We start from the raw sequence: 15659 nt of genomic DNA on the forward strand, positions 1-15659 counted from the left end.
TCGAGACCCGCAGCGCGCACCAATCGTGTCTTAGGCGACGTTGACCGGAATGCCCTTGAGCGATTCGATCCTGGCCGACCATTCCTTCGGACCGGTGTTGTGCACCGATGTACCGTTGGAATCGACCGCCACCGTCACCGGCATGTCGGCCACTTCGAACTCGTAGATCGCTTCCATGCCCAGGTCCTCGAAGCCGACCACTTTCGCCGACTTGATTGCCTTCGAGACCAGGTAGGCCGAGCCGCCGACCGCCATCAGGTAGGCCGACTTGTGCTTCTGGATCGCCTCGATCGCGGTCGGACCGCGCTCGGCCTTGCCGATCATCGAGATCAGGCCGGTCTTTTCCAGCATCATCTCGGTGAACTTGTCCATGCGGGTCGCGGTCGTCGGGCCGGCCGGGCCCACGACTTCATCGCCCACCGGGTCGACCGGGCCGACGTAATAGATCACGCGGTTGGTGAAGTCCACCGGCAGCGATTCGCCTTTGGCCAGCATGTCCTGGATGCGCTTGTGGGCGGCATCGCGGCCGGTCAGCATTTTGCCGTTCAGCAGCAAGGTCTGGCCCGGCGTCCAGGAAGCGACTTCTTCCTTGGTCAGCGTGTTCAGGTCGACGCGCTTCGATTTCTGGGTATCCGGGGTCCACTGCACGTCGGGCCAGGTCGACAGCGCCGGCGGTTCGATGTACGAGGGGCCCGAGCCGTCCAGCACGAAGTGGGCGTGGCGGGTCGCGGCGCAGTTCGGGATCATGGCGACCGGCTTCGACGCGGCGTGGGTCGGGTACATGTTGATCTTCACGTCCAGCACGGTGGTCAGGCCGCCCAGGCCCTGGGCGCCGATGCCGAGTGCATTGATCTTGTCGCACAGTTCGATACGCAGTTCTTCCAGCTTGTTCTGCGGGCCGCGCTGCTTGAGCTCGTACATGTCGATGTCTTCCATCAGCGACTCTTTGGCCATCAGCATCGCCTTTTCGGCCGAGCCGCCGATGCCGATGCCGAGCATGCCCGGCGGGCACCAGCCGGCGCCCATCAGGGGCACGGTCTTCATGACCCAGTCGACCAGGGAGTCGGACGGGTTGAGCATCACGAACTTGGTCTTGTTTTCCGAGCCGCCACCCTTGGCCGCGACTTTCACGTCGACGGTGTTGCCCTCAACCAGTTCCATGTGGACGACGGCCGGGGTGTTGTCTTTCGTATTCTTGCGCTCGAAGTGAGGGTCGGCCACGATCGAGGCGCGCAGCTTGTTGTCGGCGAAATTGTATGCACGGCGCACGCCTTCGTTGACGGCGTCGGTGACGGTGCCGGAAAAACCTTCGAAGCGCACGCCCATGCCGACCTTCAGGAATACGTTGACGATGCCGGTGTCCTGGCAGATCGGACGCTTGCCCTCGGCGCACATGCGCGAGTTGGTCAGGATCTGGGCGATGGCATCCTTGGCCGCCGGGCTTTGCTCGGCCTCGTAGGCACGCGCCAAGTGCTGGATGTAATCGGCCGGGTGGTAGTAGCTGATGTACTGGAGAGCGGCGGCGACCGATTCGATCAGGTCGTCCTGTTTGATGACAGTCATGAAAATTCTCGGAGTAGGTGAACGGTGTTAGTGAGGCTTGGTCTGATTGTGAGTGGAGGTCACGATGCGGTCGGTATAGGCAATGGCCAGGGCCGAGAGCAGGAACACGCTATGGATAACGGTCTGCGCGACCAAAACTTTTGTCTCGTAGGCGCCCGCGTTGATGAAGGTTTTCAGCAAGTGGATCGAGGAAATGCCGACAATCGCCATAGCCAGCTTGGTTTTCAGCACGGAAGCATTCACGTGCGACAGCCACTCGGGCTGGTCCGGATGGCCGTCCAGGTTCATGCGCGACACAAAGGTCTCGTAGCCGCCGACGATCACCATGATGAGCAGGTTGGAAATCATGACCACGTCGATCAGGCCCAGCACGACCAGCATGATGGTGGTTTCGGTCAGTTTCTTTGGACGCTCCGAGCCCGGAACGGTGACGACATCCAGGATGTGATTGAGCGAATCGACGTTGCCCATGGCGGCGCCGATCAAGTCCTTCAGTTCGACCCAGAAATGGAACACGTACACGCACTGCGCCAGGATCAGGCCCAGGTAGAGCGGCAGCTGCAGCCAGCGGCTGGCGAAAATGAAGCGGTTCAGGGGAGTAAGTTGCTGCGGGGTGCGGCCAGGGTGTTGTTGCGACATCGGATACGACTCCAGGATTTCGACAAAAGACAGCCCATCATTTTACACCTCTCGCGCCGCCTTGCAGACCACCTCGTTGGAGAGCCCCGCTCCCTGGCAAGCTTGGTAAAATCGCACGCATAGGGAAGCGCGTGCCACGATGTGCCGTAAGGGCTCAGTAAGGCTCCGCGCCTAAGGTGTCTGGCAAAACTACTACGATGGAGACTAGCATGGCCGAGCAAGAGACCAACCAGGAAAACCATGGCTTGCAGGAGAACCGCGTGTTCCCGCCGCCGGCCGCGTTCGCGGCGAGTGCCGCCATCTCCGGCATGGACGCTTACGACAAGCTGTGCCAGGAAGCGGCCAGCGACTACGAAGGTTTCTGGAGCCGCCTGGCGAAAGAACACCTCGACTGGCACAAGCCCTTCACCCAGACCCTCGACGAATCGAACGTGCCATTCTATAAATGGTTCGCCGACGGCCAGCTGAACGCGTCCTACAACTGCCTCGACCGCAATCTGCAGAACGGCAACGCGGACAAGACCGCGATCATCTTCGAGGCCGACGACGGCACCGTCACCCGCGCCAGCTACCGCGAACTGCACGAGCGTGTCTGCAAGTTCGCCAACGGCCTCAAATCGCGCGGCATCAAGAAGGGCGACCGCGTCATCATCTACATGTCGATGTCGATCGAAGGCGTCGCCGCGATGCAGGCCTGCGCCCGCATCGGCGCTACCCACTCGGTCGTGTTCGGCGGCTTCTCGGCCAAGTCCTTGCAGGAACGCATCATCGACGCCGGCGCCGTCGCCGTCATCACGGCCGACGAGCAGCAGCGTGGCGGCAAGGCACTGCCCCTGAAAGCCATCGTCGACGAAGCGCTCGCCATGGGTGGCTGCGACACCATCCAGAACGTCATCGTCTACCAGCGGACAAAAGGCAACATCGCCTGGACCGAGGGCCGCGACCTCTGGCTGCACGACCTGGTCGAAGGCCAGCCTGCCGAATGCGAACCGGAATGGGTCGACGCCGAGCATCCGCTGTTCATCCTCTACACCTCGGGCTCGACCGGTACGCCGAAGGGCGTCCAGCACTCGACCGGTGGCTACCTGCTGTGGGCCGCGCTGACGATGAAGTGGACCTTCGATCTCAAACCCGACGATGTGTTCTGGTGCACGGCCGACATCGGCTGGGTGACCGGCCACACCTACATCGCCTACGGTCCGCTGGCCGTCGGGGGCACGCAAATCGTGTTCGAGGGCATCCCGACCTACCCGAACGCGGGCCGCTTCTGGGACACCATCGCCAAGCACAAGGTTTCGATCTTCTACACGGCGCCGACCGCGATCCGTTCGCTGATCAAGGCTTCCGACGTCAACCCGGACGTCCACCCGAAGAACTACGACCTGTCCTCGCTGCGCCTGCTGGGCTCGGTGGGCGAGCCGATCAATCCGGAAGCCTGGATGTGGTACTACAAGAACGTCGGCCAGGAGCGTTGCCCGATCGTCGACACCTTCTGGCAGACGGAAACGGGCGGCCACATGATCACGCCGCTGCCGGGTGCCACGCCGATGGTGCCGGGCTCGTGCACGCTGCCGCTGCCGGGCATCATGGCGGCGATCGTCGACGAATCCGGTGCCGACGTGCCGAACGGGCAGGGCGGCATCCTGGTAGTGAAACGTCCGTGGCCGTCGATGATCCGCACGATCTGGAACAACCCGGAACGCTTCCGCACCAGCTACTTCCCAGAAGAACTCGGCGGCAAGTACTACCTGGCCGGCGACGGCGCGATCCGCCACAAGGATACCGGCAACTTCACCATCACCGGCCGCATCGACGACGTGCTGAACGTGTCGGGGCACCGCATGGGCACGATGGAGATCGAGTCGGCCCTGGTGGCGAACCCGAACGTGGCCGAAGCGGCCGTGGTCGGCAAACCCGACGACACCACGGGCGAGGCAATTTGCGCCTTCGTGGTGCTGAAAGGCGCACGCCCGACCGGGGAAGAGGCGAAGAAGCTGGCGCAGGAACTGCGCAACTGGGTCGGCAAGGAGATCGGACCGATCGCCAAGCCGAAGGAAATCCGTTTCGGCGACAACCTGCCGAAGACGCGCTCAGGCAAGATCATGCGCCGCCTGCTGCGCGTGCTGGCCAAGGGCGAAACCATCACCCAGGACGTGTCGACGCTGGAAAATCCGGCCATCCTCGAGCAGCTCAAGGAATCGGCCTAAGGTCTTGACGAAGGGGTGCGGCCCTGCGCACTGCAGGGGCCGCTGCCGGCGCGCCTGCCTTCAGCACCGTGGTCGCCGGCGCTTCAGCTGCCGGTGCATCGCTTGTCCGCGCTGCGGCCCGCCGCTGCCTGCGCTAGCGCCAGGTCGTCGCTTGACGCGCCGAGGTGTCAGCTTGCAGGGCGTCACCTCAGGACAGTTTCTCCGCCACCTCTTTCAAGCCTGCCTCAGGCAGGAATCCATCGGAAATCGTCAGCACCGAGAACAGGTTCTTCCTGAGCTCGTCCAGCTCGACGGGTCCTGGCTTGAGCGCTGTCTGCAGCAAGTGAATCGCCATGTCGGCCAGCAGCAGCCGCTGTTTCTCCGGCCACGCAGCGTCGCCGCGCGTGGCGCCATGGGCCAGGCAGCTCGCTTCGACCTCGCGGTGGATGCCCCATGCCGCGCGTATGAGTTCAGTTCGTTTCGCATCGTCCATGCGTGCAGTGTACCCGAGCGGACAAGCACTCCCGCCCCGTCGGGGAGCAGCATACGAGGCGCGCCATGGCAAGCATGATGTGCCGGACGGGCACTGTGTTGTTTAGCTGCCTCATCTTTTTCGCGGCCCGGATCGATCCCTGTAAAGATGGGCCATCCGCCTGCCGTGCCGTTCAGGCATCACGTCCGTTCCGCGCCTCTGTGGAATTTAGGACGATCGTGTTTTTTTCAGGCCGCGCCATTTCGCATGCTGGAGCGTTTCTTCGCATGCTGAAGTACCCGGAATGCGTGGAACGTGTGCTCCTTGAATGCGTTTGCGCGCCGCCGTAACCTGACTCAGCCGGCAAAAACAAACCCAACAACAACGGAGATACGATGAACAAGCAGATCATGAAATGGATCGGCGCGGCCCTGCTCGCCCTCTCAATCCTGCCAGGTTCGGCGACGGCTGCCGGCTACACCCAGACCAAATACCCCATCGTGCTGGTGCACGGCTTCCTCGGCTGGGATTCCATCGGGCCCTACGACTACTGGTTCGGCATCACCGACGCGCTGCGGCGCGACGGCGCCCAGGTCCATGTAGCGCAGGTCACCGCCGCCAACAGCACCGAGGTGCGCGGGGAGCAGCTGCTCGCCTACATCAAGCAGGTATTGGCCGCGACCGGTGCCAAGCAGGTCAACCTGATCGGCCACAGCCACGGCGGTCCGACCGTGCGCTATGTCGCCTCGGTGGCCCCGCAGCTGGTTGCCTCGGTGACGAGCGTGGGCGGCGTGCATAAAGGCGCGCCGATGGCCGACATCCTGCGCGGCGTGGCGGCGCCCGGCTCGTTCTCGGAGGCGGTGCTCTCGTCGATGGTCAATGGCGTCGCGCAGACGATCGCCTTCCTCTCGGGCGACCGTACAAAGCAGATGTCGGTGGCGGCGCTCAATTCGATGACGACCTCCGGCGCGGCGGCTTTCAACTCCCGCCACCCGGCCGGCGTGCCGCGCAGCGCCTGCGGGGAGGGGGACTACCGGGTCAATAACGTGTATTACTTCTCCTGGAGCGGCGCACGTTCCCTCACCAACGTGCTCGATCCGCTCGACGCTTCGCTCGGCCTGATGTCGCTGGCCTTCCGTGGCGACAAGAACGACGGCCTGGTCGGCAGCTGCTCGAGCCGCCTTGGCCACGTCATCCGCGACGACTACGGCATGAACCACATGGATGAAGTCAACCAGGTGGCCGGCCTCGTCAACCTGTTCGAGACCAATCCGAAGACGGTCTACCGCCAGCACGCCAACCGCCTGCGTGACATGGGGCTGTGAGCATGAGGGGCAAACTCCTGTTTGCCCTGGGCGCGGCGGCCCTGGTGGCCGCCGCCCTGGTGGTCGGGCCTTCGGTGCAGGAGCAGCCGGTTGTCGCCGCGGCCCCTGTGGCGCCGGCATCCGCCGCCAGGCCCTTCGTGCGCTCGCTCGAAGGCACCCAGACCGACGGCGGAGCCCTGGTCGGCCCGGGCGAAACCCTGGTCGCGAACGAGGATCTCGTCGAGCTCTTCGACTATTACCTGAGTGCGCTTGGCGAGAAGAACCTCGAACAGGTGCGCGCCGAGATCGAACGCGAGCTCGACCGGCGACTGCGTCCACCAGCCTCGGATTCGGCCAAGCGCCTGCTGGCGCGCTATCTCGACTACAAGCATGCGCTGGTGGCGCTGGAGGCGGACAAGCGTCTCGTCGGCGGCGACGTCACGGCGATCCGCAAGCGCCTGGTCGCCATGCGCCAGCTGCGCGCACGCTACTTCAGTGCAGAGGAGAGCGGCGCCATGTTCGGCCGCGAGGATGCCGAGCAGGCCGATGCGCTGGCCCGGCTGGAAGTCCGCCAGGACACGCGCCTGACGCCCGAGCAGAAGGGAGAACGGCTGGCCGCGCTCGACGCCGCGCTGCCGCCGGAGGTGCGGGCCGCGCGCGAGGAACCGCTCAAACTTGCGCACCTGCAGGAATCCGTGGACAGGCTGCGTGCGGGCGGTGCGAACGACGACGAGGTCTTCCGGATGCGCGCCGCCGCGCTCAACCCCGAGGCGGCGGCGCGGCTGGCGGCGCTGGACCAGGAAGAGGCGCAGTGGCGCGGCAGGATTGCGGCCTACCTGAACGCACGCCGCGGCGTGCAGGAAGGGCCGGCGCTCGACGCCCTGCGCAATCGCCTGTTCACGCTTGACGAGCAGCGCAGGTTGCCGGCGTACGAGGAGGGATTGCGCTAGCGCAGGTGGCGCTGCGATCGTGGCGGGGGAACGGCGGCCCGCCGTTCTCCCGCGCGAACCTGGAGCAGCGCAAGGTGCCGCGCAAAGCCGCAGCGACGACATCGATCCCTGCCGTGCGTGCGCCGCGCCTGGTTATACTTGAACGCATGAGCCGGATCCGCCGACATCTGCTGACTGCATGGATCGCCTTGCTGGCGATGCTGTTTGGCGCGCTTGCACCAGGCCTGTCGCATGCCGTCGGGCGCGCGGGGCGCCATCGCTGCCGGCACAGTCCGCGTCCGCCCTGCCGCTGCAGCCTGGCGCGCAATCCTTCGGCTTCCCGATTTGCAGTGCTGCCGGGCACGCTGCGCCCGTGCAGGCCGGCGGCGACGATGTCGATCCCGGCAAGGGCGCCTTCACGCACTGTCCGTATTGCGCGGACCACCATCACGCGCCCGCTCTGTTGCCGCAAAGCGCAGGCGGGTTGCTTCCCCTTGGCAGCGCCAGCCACCCACCGCTGTTTTACACGGCGCCCGAGCCGCTGTTTCATTGGGCCGCGCCCCTGTCGCGCGCGCCGCCTTTCTCTTCCTGAGCTCGTCTACCAGCGCCCCATGTCCGGCATGCAAGGGCGCACCCATTGCACAGGCTGATTGTCTACGCGGGCACCGTTTCGCCTGTCCCTGCTGGCCGGCCTGCGCCGTCGGGCACGCGCGTTGCATCGCCGCGCTTTGCGGCACTGCGTCCGTCACCTCGCGGTCCACCGTATCGAACAGGAACAAGAAGAATGAAACACCACCCCATTGCGGCCGCCGTCCTCGCGGCCTTTGCCGCGGCCGCCCATGCGCAGGAAGCGCAAGACGCGCTAGAACCCGCCACGACGTCGCACGAAAAACAGATGGGCACCGTGGTCGTCACCGGCAACCGCCCGAGCTCGCTGCCGACCCAGATCCCGACCACGATCGAGGGCATTACCGCCGCCGAGATCGCGCGCACCGTCAACGCCAGCGATGCCGAGGATGCCCTCAAGTACCTGCCCAGCCTGCTGGTACGCAAGCGCTACATCGGCGACTACAACCATGCGGTACTGTCGACGCGTGCCTCGGGCACCGGCAACAGCGCGCGTTCGGCCGTGTACGCCGACGGCATCCTGCTGTCGAACTACCTCGGCAACGGCGCCACCTTTGCGCCGCGCTGGGGCATGGTCACGCCCGCCGAGATCGAGCGCGTCGACGTGCTCTACGGACCGTTCTCTGCAGCCTATGGCGGCAACTCGGTCGGCGCCGTGGTCGACTACGTGACGCGCATGCCGCGCCGCTTCGAGGCGCACGCGAAGTTCACCCTGGCGCACCAGCCCTTCCATCTGTACAACACGAACGAACGCTTCGACGGGCGCCAGGGCGGCATCTCGCTCGGCAACCGTGGCGGCGGGTGGTCCCGGTATATCGACCTCAGCCGCAACGACAGCGAGGGCCAGCCGCAAACCTTCGTCACCCGCCTGCCGGGCGCGGGCACGCCCACGACCAGCCCCGACAGCGTGGCCGGCGCCGTGCCTGGACAGGACCGGAGTTACCGCGACTGGCTGATCCTCGGCACCGGCACCCAGTACCACACCGTGCAGGACCACCTCAAGGCCAAGCTGGCCTACGACTTGTCGCCGACGCTGCGCGCGAGCTATGTGCTCGGCATCTGGCAGAACGAATCGGAAGGGCGCCCTGAGACCTATCTGCGTAACGCTGCCGGCGCGCCGGTCTACAGCGGACCAGTCGTCATTGGCGGGCGCAGCTATACGCTCGGCCAGACCGACTTCAACGTTTCCAATGAAAACCTGCGCCACCTGATGCACGGCCTGTCGGTCAAGAGCAATACGAAGGGAGGCTTCGACTGGGTGCTCGCCGCCAGCCTCTACGACTATGACGAAGACGAATTGCGCGCCGCCAACGTCGCGCTGCCCGGTGCGCTGGGTGGCGGTGCCGGCAGGATCGTCGATGGCAGCGGCACCGGCTGGAACACGCTGTCGGCGAAAGCTGTCTGGCGCCCGCAGGGGCAGGGCGGTGCCCACATCGTCGAATTCGGCTACCAGCGCGAAGCCTATCAACTGGCCAGCATCGAACGCGCAACGCCGGACTGGGTCGCAGGCGCGCCTGCTGCGCGCAATGCGGCCTTTGGCGGGCGCACCCGCACCCAGGCGCTGTATGCCCGGGACAGCTGGCGTTTCGCCTCTGCACGGAAGGCCGTGCTCGGCCTGCGCCTGGAGCGCTGGCAGGCAAGCGACGGACGCACCGCCAACGCCAGCACCACGGTTGGCCATCCGGAGCGGCGTGCGACCCACGTGTCGCCCAAGGCAGCGCTTGCCTGGCAAACCACGCCCGACTGGGTACTGAAGGCCTCGCTTGGACGCGCGGTGCGCATGCCCACCGTCTCCGAGCTCTACCGGGGCGGTGTGAACGGCGCCGGCGTCCTGATCAACAACGATCCCAACCTGGCGCCGGAGCGCTCCTGGACCGGCGAGTTGACGGCCGAGCGCAAACTCGACGGCGGCTCGCTGCGCCTGACCGCGTTCGGCGAGCGTACTCGCGACGCCCTGTATTCGCAGACGAATGTGCTGGTCACGCCGAACGTCACCAATGTGCAGAATGTCGGGCGCATCGATACCGAAGGCGCGGAGCTGGCCCTGACGAAGGCTGACGCAGGGCTGCAGGGGCTTGACCTGAATGCCAGCCTGACCTGGACCGATTCGACGATCAAGCGCAACGACAAGTTCCCGGCCAGCGTCGCCAAGCGCCAGCCGCGCATTCCCGAGTGGCGTGCCACCGCGGTGGCCAGCTACCGCATCACCGACCGGCTGGCGCTCAGCCTTGCCGGGCGCTACAGCGGCGACCAGTTCTCGACGCTCGACAACAGCGACCCCAACGGCTTTGCCTATCAGGGCAGCAGCCGCTACTTCACGGCCGATGTCCGGGCCACCTACCGCCTGGACGCGCGCTGGAGCCTGGCCGTGGGGGTGGATAACCTGAACAATTACCTGTACTGGAACTTCCATCCCTATCCGCAGCGGACCTACCTTGCGGAGCTGAAGTTCGATTTGTAGGAGGAGGGGAGCGCCGGCGCACGATGCGCCGGCACTTGCCCGGCGCATCGCGGCGGCAAGAAAAACTACAGGCTGCCGAGCACCGCGAACGGTACCGATATCTTCACTTCGGCCGACGAGGCGGCCAGGCCCCAGAAGCCGGAATCGGCATAGAGCTCGATCGCGGACCAGATCCAGCACTGGTACCAGCTGTTGGGCGCCGCGCGGAAAACGGTTTCGTTCGATACACGGCCTTCCTCGCCTTCCGGATCGTTGCCGCTGCTGTCCAGCCAGCCGACGTGGTCGCTCCAGGAGGGTGTCACGTCGCTCTGCGCGACCCAGGCTTTTTCGGATGCGCCGAACACCCACAAGCGGGTGTGCTGCCGGTTGTCGGCCACGTAGAAACTGGCCATGTCGAACCAGACATGGGAATAATCGACCAGGGCGGCGAACCGCTGGCGCGGGTCGCCTTCGCCGGAGAAGAACCAAAAACCCACGCCGGCGGCCACGCTTTGCGTGCCGCGCCCGATCGACTGGGTGCGCAGGTCGTATTTGCCGGTCAGGCGATTGGCATGCTCGATGCCCTGGCCACTGCCCGACACCCAGTCGAAATCGTAGGGAGGCGCTTCCAGGCGCAATACGGCGCTTGGGAAGCTGCCGGCATCCTGCAGCACGGGGGTGTCGCGTTGCCCGAACCGCTCGACTGCCTTCAGGCGCTCGTCGACGAGCTTGCGCCACTCTTCTTCCAGGTGGCGGCGCTCGGCGGTATTGTGCCGGGCGTGTGCGGGGCGAGTTCGCGCGCCCCGTCCTGGTAGCGTGCGACCTCGAGGCGCTGGCGTTGCCGCTTCGCGACCACCTCGGCATGGTGCGCCGACAACAGGCCGCGGGCCAGGTCCGGGGTCTCGAGCGGCGGGCTTTGCCCGTCGGGACAGCGTTGGCGTGAGCGGATGTGGCTTTCGTCGACTGCTTCGTTCATGGTGACCCTCCGTGTGATGCGCCGGCGCAGGCATTGCGGGACGGGCGAGCGAGCCGGCTTGGGCCCCGCCCTCCACGACAATGATGTGCGCCGCATGGGGGGGGGACGCGATGGGCGCCAACGACAGTGCGCAAATCCGCCGCGAAGCCGCCTGCGGACGATCTGGCGCAAGACAGGTCGACCTTCCTGGGCGGGACGTGATAAAACAAAGGCCGCCTCGAGGGCGGCCTGTGCGGGGGGACAATGCCTGTCAGGACCCGGCCAGCGGGCTGCCAACGATGCCGACGGCCAATTCCGCCCACACCAGCAGGAAGGCCAGCAGGATCGCCATGCCGGCAAACACGCGGCTCTTGCCGGTTGCCAGGCGGAGGGTCGCGAATTCCAGACCCAGGCCAGTGCCGCCCAGCAAGACGGCTGCCACGAGGAAGTCGCCAGGGCCCCAGTTCACTTCCTTCGTGAACAGCATGGCGATGGCGGGAATGCAGAGGATCACAGCCGTCGCGAACCCGACCCGAACGTAGTGGATGCCGGAGCGCTTCGGTGGCTGGTGGTGCGGGGCGGTCATCGTGTTCATTGTCGCGTCCTTGCTGTTCGGGTGGAGGGAAGGGCCGGCGCCGGCATGCGGGCCGGGCACCTCTGTACGATAGCGCGCCTTGCCAGGATTCGCAACAGGAATACCGGGCTGGCGCCGCGCTCAGGCGGGCGGTGCGATCTTCGCCGTCCTGTGCACCGACGTCGACGAGATCACGCCGATGACGAGCAGCACCATCGCCGCGCCTTCGGCCGGCGTCGGCCAGCGCCCTTCCCACAGGAAGCCGTACAGCACCGCGAACACGGTCTCGAACACGATCATCTGGCCGACCAGCGTCAGCGGCAGCGCGCGGGTGGCGACGTTCCACAAGGCGTTGCCGATCACCGAGCAGAACAGGGCGACGCCGGTGACGATGCCGGCAAACACCGCCCATTCGCTGGCCGAATGCGCATCCGATGCCAGCAGGAAGGCGGGAGGCGCCAGCAGCAGCGCTTCCAGCCCGGTCACGACGCCGATCAACAGGCTCCATTCGTGGGCGGACACCGCGTGCAGGGTGCCGAGCCAGCGGCGGTTGCCGACGGCATAGGCGGTCCAGGACACCAGCGCGCCGATGGCGCACAACAAGCCGGCAAGCGAACCCGGTGCGCCGCTGGTGAGCGATTCCCAGCTGATGCACAGCAGGCCGGCCAGGCCGAAACCGAGCGAGGGCAGCAGGCGGCGCAGCGGCAGTGCACCGGCGTCGCGGCTGCCGACCAGGGTCACGGTCAGTGGCAGCAGTCCGATGACGAGCGAGGCCAGTGCCACGCCACCCAGTTGCACGGCCGCGGCCAGCAGCACGTAATAGACGATGTTGCCGGCCAGGCTGAGCCAGATCAGCGCCCGCCATTCCCTCCAGCCCAGGCTGGGCGCGAGGCGCTTCCATGCCGGCGCAATCAGCACCGCGGCAATCAGGCCATAGGCCAGGTAGCGCCCGGCCGAGAGCTGCAGCGAGGTGAAGCCGGATGCCAGTTCAGGCGTGAGGAAGACGAAGCCCCACAGGGCGCCCGCGAGGACGGCGGCTGCAATGCCGGTCGAGGTGCTCTTTGTCGCGGTGCGGTTCAAGGTGAGTTTTGCAAGCATGTTCATTCTCCAGTAGCCGGAGATGGTGAACCGGTTGCTCGATCATGGATAGTCACGGACTACTGCGTTCTTGGCGGATGCTCGCGTCCTGCCTGCGATGCGCCGCGTTCGCGCTGGATGCGGCGGTAGGTCGCCGGGGTGGTATCGAGGTGCTGGCGCATGGCGCGCGTCAGGCCGGACCTGGTCGGCGAAACCCGCCTGCAGCGCCACCTCGGCAATCGGCCAGGCGCTCGCGGCCAGGCAGCGGCAGGCAAAGTCCAGCCGCCGCTGCAGCAGCCAGGCATGCGGGCTCATGTCCAGTTCCTCGCGGAACAGGGCGTGCAGGCGGCTGACACTGAGGTGGGCGACGCGGGCCATCGTGGCGGTCGACCAGGGCAAGCCCGGCCGCGCCTCCACACGGGCCAGCAGCGCCGCCAGCCGCGAGCGCGGCTGCGGCGTTTCCAGCGCCAGCGCGTCGAGCAGCAGCGGCACCCATCCCTGCAGCAGCGGGCGCGCAACGGCGCTTGCACTTGCCATCAGTTCCATGAATTCGACCAGCTTGCGCACGGCCGGCCCCAGCGGCGTGAACGGCCGCTCGGCCAGGCGCGCCAGCGCGTCGTGCTCCATCGCTGACCCGTCAATATCGAGGATGAACGAGCGGTTGGCGTCGTGGCTGACCTGCGTATGCCAGGCGCCAGGCGCCACCAGGGCGCCGTGCAGCGGATCGAGCCGGCCCTGCCTGCCTTCAATCTCGAGCTGCACGGTGCCCGACAAGGGCAGCACCAACTGGGCGAAAGCGTGGCGATCCCATTCCGGCTCGGTGCCGTAGCTGCGGATGGCCAGGTCGACGGACGGTGTTTCGAGCGTGGGCACGGCGAATGGGGGAATGGTGGAAGGACGAGTCTAGCATGGTGCCGAACGACTCGCCGGAGCAATAAAGAGCCCACCCGCAGGTGAATGCCGGTCATTCAAGCCATGCTGTAGAGCGCCTGACAAGACCTCCAGTCCAGCGTTGCATCGTCTCGCCGTACGCTCGTACTGTCTTCGACGACACGCTTTGTTCTGAAGCTTTTGTCAGGCGCTCTTGTACGTTCCGACGCAGATGTGACAGCGCTTATTCTTCCAGGAACGATGCACAGGCCCGTAGGGTGGGCGGCTCCACCCTTTCAGCTAGCGAACCGGCCACGTCTGTGCCGCCCACGCGTTCAACCAGCAGGCGATTCGTCGCAAGGTTTCAGCGTGTGGTTGGACGCGTGGGCGGCATCGAAGCAGCGGGCGGACACGCGCCCGGGTAGAGCCGCCCACCCTACAGGTCTGTACGATTCTCCCTGGAAGACTTCGGCTTTACTGATTGGCATTAACCCGCAGGTGGGCTTCCTCTCTTCATGCCGGCGTTTCCGTTGCGCGAGCGGCGCGCTTACCTGGCTGCGGCCACGCAGGTCTTGTACTCGGTCGCGCAAGGCACGAATTCCGACTTCGCCGGCTTCTCGTTCGGGTTGAGCGCGCGGGCCTTGTCGATGACGGTCGCCTTGCAGGCAGCAAACGTGTCCTTGCACTGTCCGATCGGCGTCATGCTGATCATCGGCTTGACGTCGTCGCGCACGCACTGGCTGTATTCCTCCTTGCACAGCTTCTTGGCCGCACCCGGCTCTGCGGCGCCGTCGGTACCGGCCACGCACTGCTTGAAGGTGTTCTTGCAGTTCAGTTGGGCCGCACGGATCTTCGTGTTCGAGTCGATGCCGAGGAAGGCCGGCAGGAAAGGCGCCACTTGGTCGATGCAGGCCTGGGTCGCGACCTTCTGTGCCTCCGCCACGGCCTCGTAGTCGTTCTGCTGCCAGCTGGCCAGCGATTGCGGCTTCGACACGTATTCGCAGCCGCGTTCCACGGAGCGCGCCTTGTGCATGAAGCGGTCTTCTTCGCCTTCGATCACCTTGGTGAAACGGGCGGCAAAGCGCAGCACGTAGTCGTCCTCGTGTTCCTTGTCGGCGTTCAGCTCGTGGTAGACCAGGTTCCAGGCGATTGGGGTGATCGACAGGGTGTTCTTGTAGGATGGCTTGGCGGCATCCTCGCTGTCGTCGTCGAACAGGTCGACGATTTTCTGGTCCAGCAGCGTGGGCAGGCCGACGCGGAAGGGGCTGGCCAGCTTGCGCGTGTCTTGTTCATCCTTGATCTCGTCGCCGTAGAAGTCGTCTTTGGTACGGCCGTTGATCGCGCTTGAGGCGCCGAGCACCGCGAGCGTTACACCGACGGCGACGTTGGTGACGTTGGCGCCGACGACGCTTGCACGCCTGACGATGCGCAGTTCGTCCATTTGCTCGTCCTTCTTGCTGCGGAAGTCGATGCTGAGGGGGAGTGGGCTTTTGGTTGCGAAGCGTGGGATCGACAGGCCGAGGGGTGGTGGCGCGACGATGATGGCGGGAGCGGTGGTATTGCCGGTTTCAGTGGCAAAGCTGGTCGTGCTGGCGAAGGATGCGGTGATGGCCAGGGCCAGGGTGGCCAGGGGGCGGAGGGTGGGGGTCATGGTTCTCTACAGTAGACGGGGGAGGCGTATGCATGGCCTGTCTGTGCAGGCTGGTCCGCAGGACGCGGTGGTTGTGTGTTGAAGTATAGAAGGTGAGATTACACACGGGCATGTAATTGGTGGGGGAGTGTGGTGGAATTGGTAGGGGGCTGGTGCCGAGGCTGGTCGAGTAGGGTTGCTATAGTGTGGGAGGGCGCGCACCTGCGGTGCGCGGAGCTGCGCCTGCGGCGGCAGCATTTAGGTAGAGGATGCGCGCCCTCGGCGCGCGGAGCCTACGCCTGCGGCGGCAGCATATGGGGGGGCGCGCGCCCCGCGCGGCGCTGCCGTCCTTCGGCGGCAGCAAATGGGCGATTCGCCCACGTTCCGCGGGCC

14 protein-coding genes are annotated in these 15659 nt (G+C 65.8%); 5 read left to right on the forward strand and 9 right to left on the reverse strand.

The genetic code is table 11. The features are described from left to right. Positions 1-30 precede the first annotated feature (30 nt). On the reverse strand, positions 31-1563 hold the full coding sequence (locus tag G4G31_RS10240) for a fumarate hydratase (RefSeq protein WP_182991332.1): 1533 nt from the start codon (positions 1561-1563) through the stop codon (positions 31-33). A gap of 27 nt (positions 1564-1590) precedes the next feature. After that, positions 1591-2202 carry a TIGR00645 family protein gene (locus G4G31_RS10245; protein ID WP_182991333.1) on the reverse strand — a complete coding sequence of 204 codons (612 nt, stop codon included), beginning with the start codon at positions 2200-2202 and terminating at the stop codon, positions 1591-1593. Positions 2203-2411: 209 nt separating this feature from the next. On the opposite strand from G4G31_RS10245, the gene acs reads away from it, so the two are divergent. Then, complete coding sequence (acs, locus tag G4G31_RS10250; RefSeq protein WP_182991334.1) at positions 2412-4409, forward strand: acetate--CoA ligase; 1998 nt, start codon at positions 2412-2414, stop codon at positions 4407-4409. A gap of 187 nt (positions 4410-4596) precedes the next feature. On the opposite strand, the gene G4G31_RS10255 is transcribed toward acs, so the two are convergent. Next, positions 4597-4881: a hypothetical protein gene (locus G4G31_RS10255; protein ID WP_182991335.1), complete on the reverse strand. Its 285-nt coding sequence runs from the start codon at positions 4879-4881 to the stop codon at positions 4597-4599. Between the two features lie 374 nt (positions 4882-5255). On the opposite strand from G4G31_RS10255, the gene G4G31_RS10260 reads away from it, so the two are divergent. From G4G31_RS10260 to G4G31_RS10275, 4 genes are all read left to right on the forward strand, one after another. Further along, on the forward strand, positions 5256-6185 hold the full coding sequence (locus G4G31_RS10260; RefSeq protein ID WP_182991336.1) for a triacylglycerol lipase: 930 nt from the start codon (positions 5256-5258) through the stop codon (positions 6183-6185). A 2-nt stretch (positions 6186-6187) separates the two neighbouring features. Continuing rightward, positions 6188-7114, forward strand: coding sequence for a lipase secretion chaperone (locus G4G31_RS10265; RefSeq protein ID WP_182991337.1), 927 nt, complete (start codon positions 6188-6190; stop codon positions 7112-7114). Positions 7115-7292: 178 nt separating this feature from the next. Next, positions 7293-7685 (forward strand): DUF2946 family protein, encoded by a 393-nt coding sequence (locus tag G4G31_RS29035; protein ID WP_182991338.1) that lies wholly within the window; start codon positions 7293-7295, stop codon positions 7683-7685. Positions 7686-7877: 192 nt separating this feature from the next. Next, positions 7878-10181, forward strand: coding sequence for a TonB-dependent receptor (locus tag G4G31_RS10275; protein ID WP_182991339.1), 2304 nt, complete (start codon positions 7878-7880; stop codon positions 10179-10181). Positions 10182-10246: 65 nt separating this feature from the next. Here G4G31_RS10275 and G4G31_RS10280 read toward each other — a convergent pair whose 3' ends face one another. The 6 genes from G4G31_RS10280 to G4G31_RS10305 form a co-directional block, all read right to left on the reverse strand. Beyond that, positions 10247-10834: a hypothetical protein gene (locus G4G31_RS10280; protein WP_182991340.1), complete on the reverse strand. Its 588-nt coding sequence runs from the start codon at positions 10832-10834 to the stop codon at positions 10247-10249. 35 nt (positions 10835-10869) lie between these two features. Then, on the reverse strand, positions 10870-11136 hold the full coding sequence (locus tag G4G31_RS10285; RefSeq protein WP_182991341.1) for a hypothetical protein: 267 nt from the start codon (positions 11134-11136) through the stop codon (positions 10870-10872). A 250-nt stretch (positions 11137-11386) separates the two neighbouring features. Next, entirely contained in the window at positions 11387-11710 is a 324-nt protein-coding gene (locus tag G4G31_RS10290; protein WP_202033732.1) for a hypothetical protein, read from the reverse strand. A 120-nt stretch (positions 11711-11830) separates the two neighbouring features. Next, positions 11831-12787 carry a DMT family transporter gene (locus G4G31_RS10295; RefSeq protein ID WP_182991342.1) on the reverse strand — a complete coding sequence of 319 codons (957 nt, stop codon included), beginning with the start codon at positions 12785-12787 and terminating at the stop codon, positions 11831-11833. A 42-nt stretch (positions 12788-12829) separates the two neighbouring features. Continuing rightward, positions 12830-13639 carry an AraC family transcriptional regulator gene (locus G4G31_RS10300; RefSeq protein ID WP_229425492.1) on the reverse strand — a complete coding sequence of 270 codons (810 nt, stop codon included), beginning with the start codon at positions 13637-13639 and terminating at the stop codon, positions 12830-12832. Between the two features lie 544 nt (positions 13640-14183). After that, the gene (locus G4G31_RS10305) at positions 14184-15287 is read right to left on the reverse strand and encodes a hypothetical protein (protein ID WP_182991343.1); all 1104 of its coding nucleotides are present in this window, start codon (positions 15285-15287) and stop codon (positions 14184-14186) included. Positions 15288-15659: the final 372 nt, after the last annotated feature.

Origin of the sequence: Massilia sp. Se16.2.3 (genome assembly GCF_014171595.1) — a bacterium.
Lineage (GTDB): Bacteria > Pseudomonadota > Gammaproteobacteria > Burkholderiales > Burkholderiaceae_D > Telluria.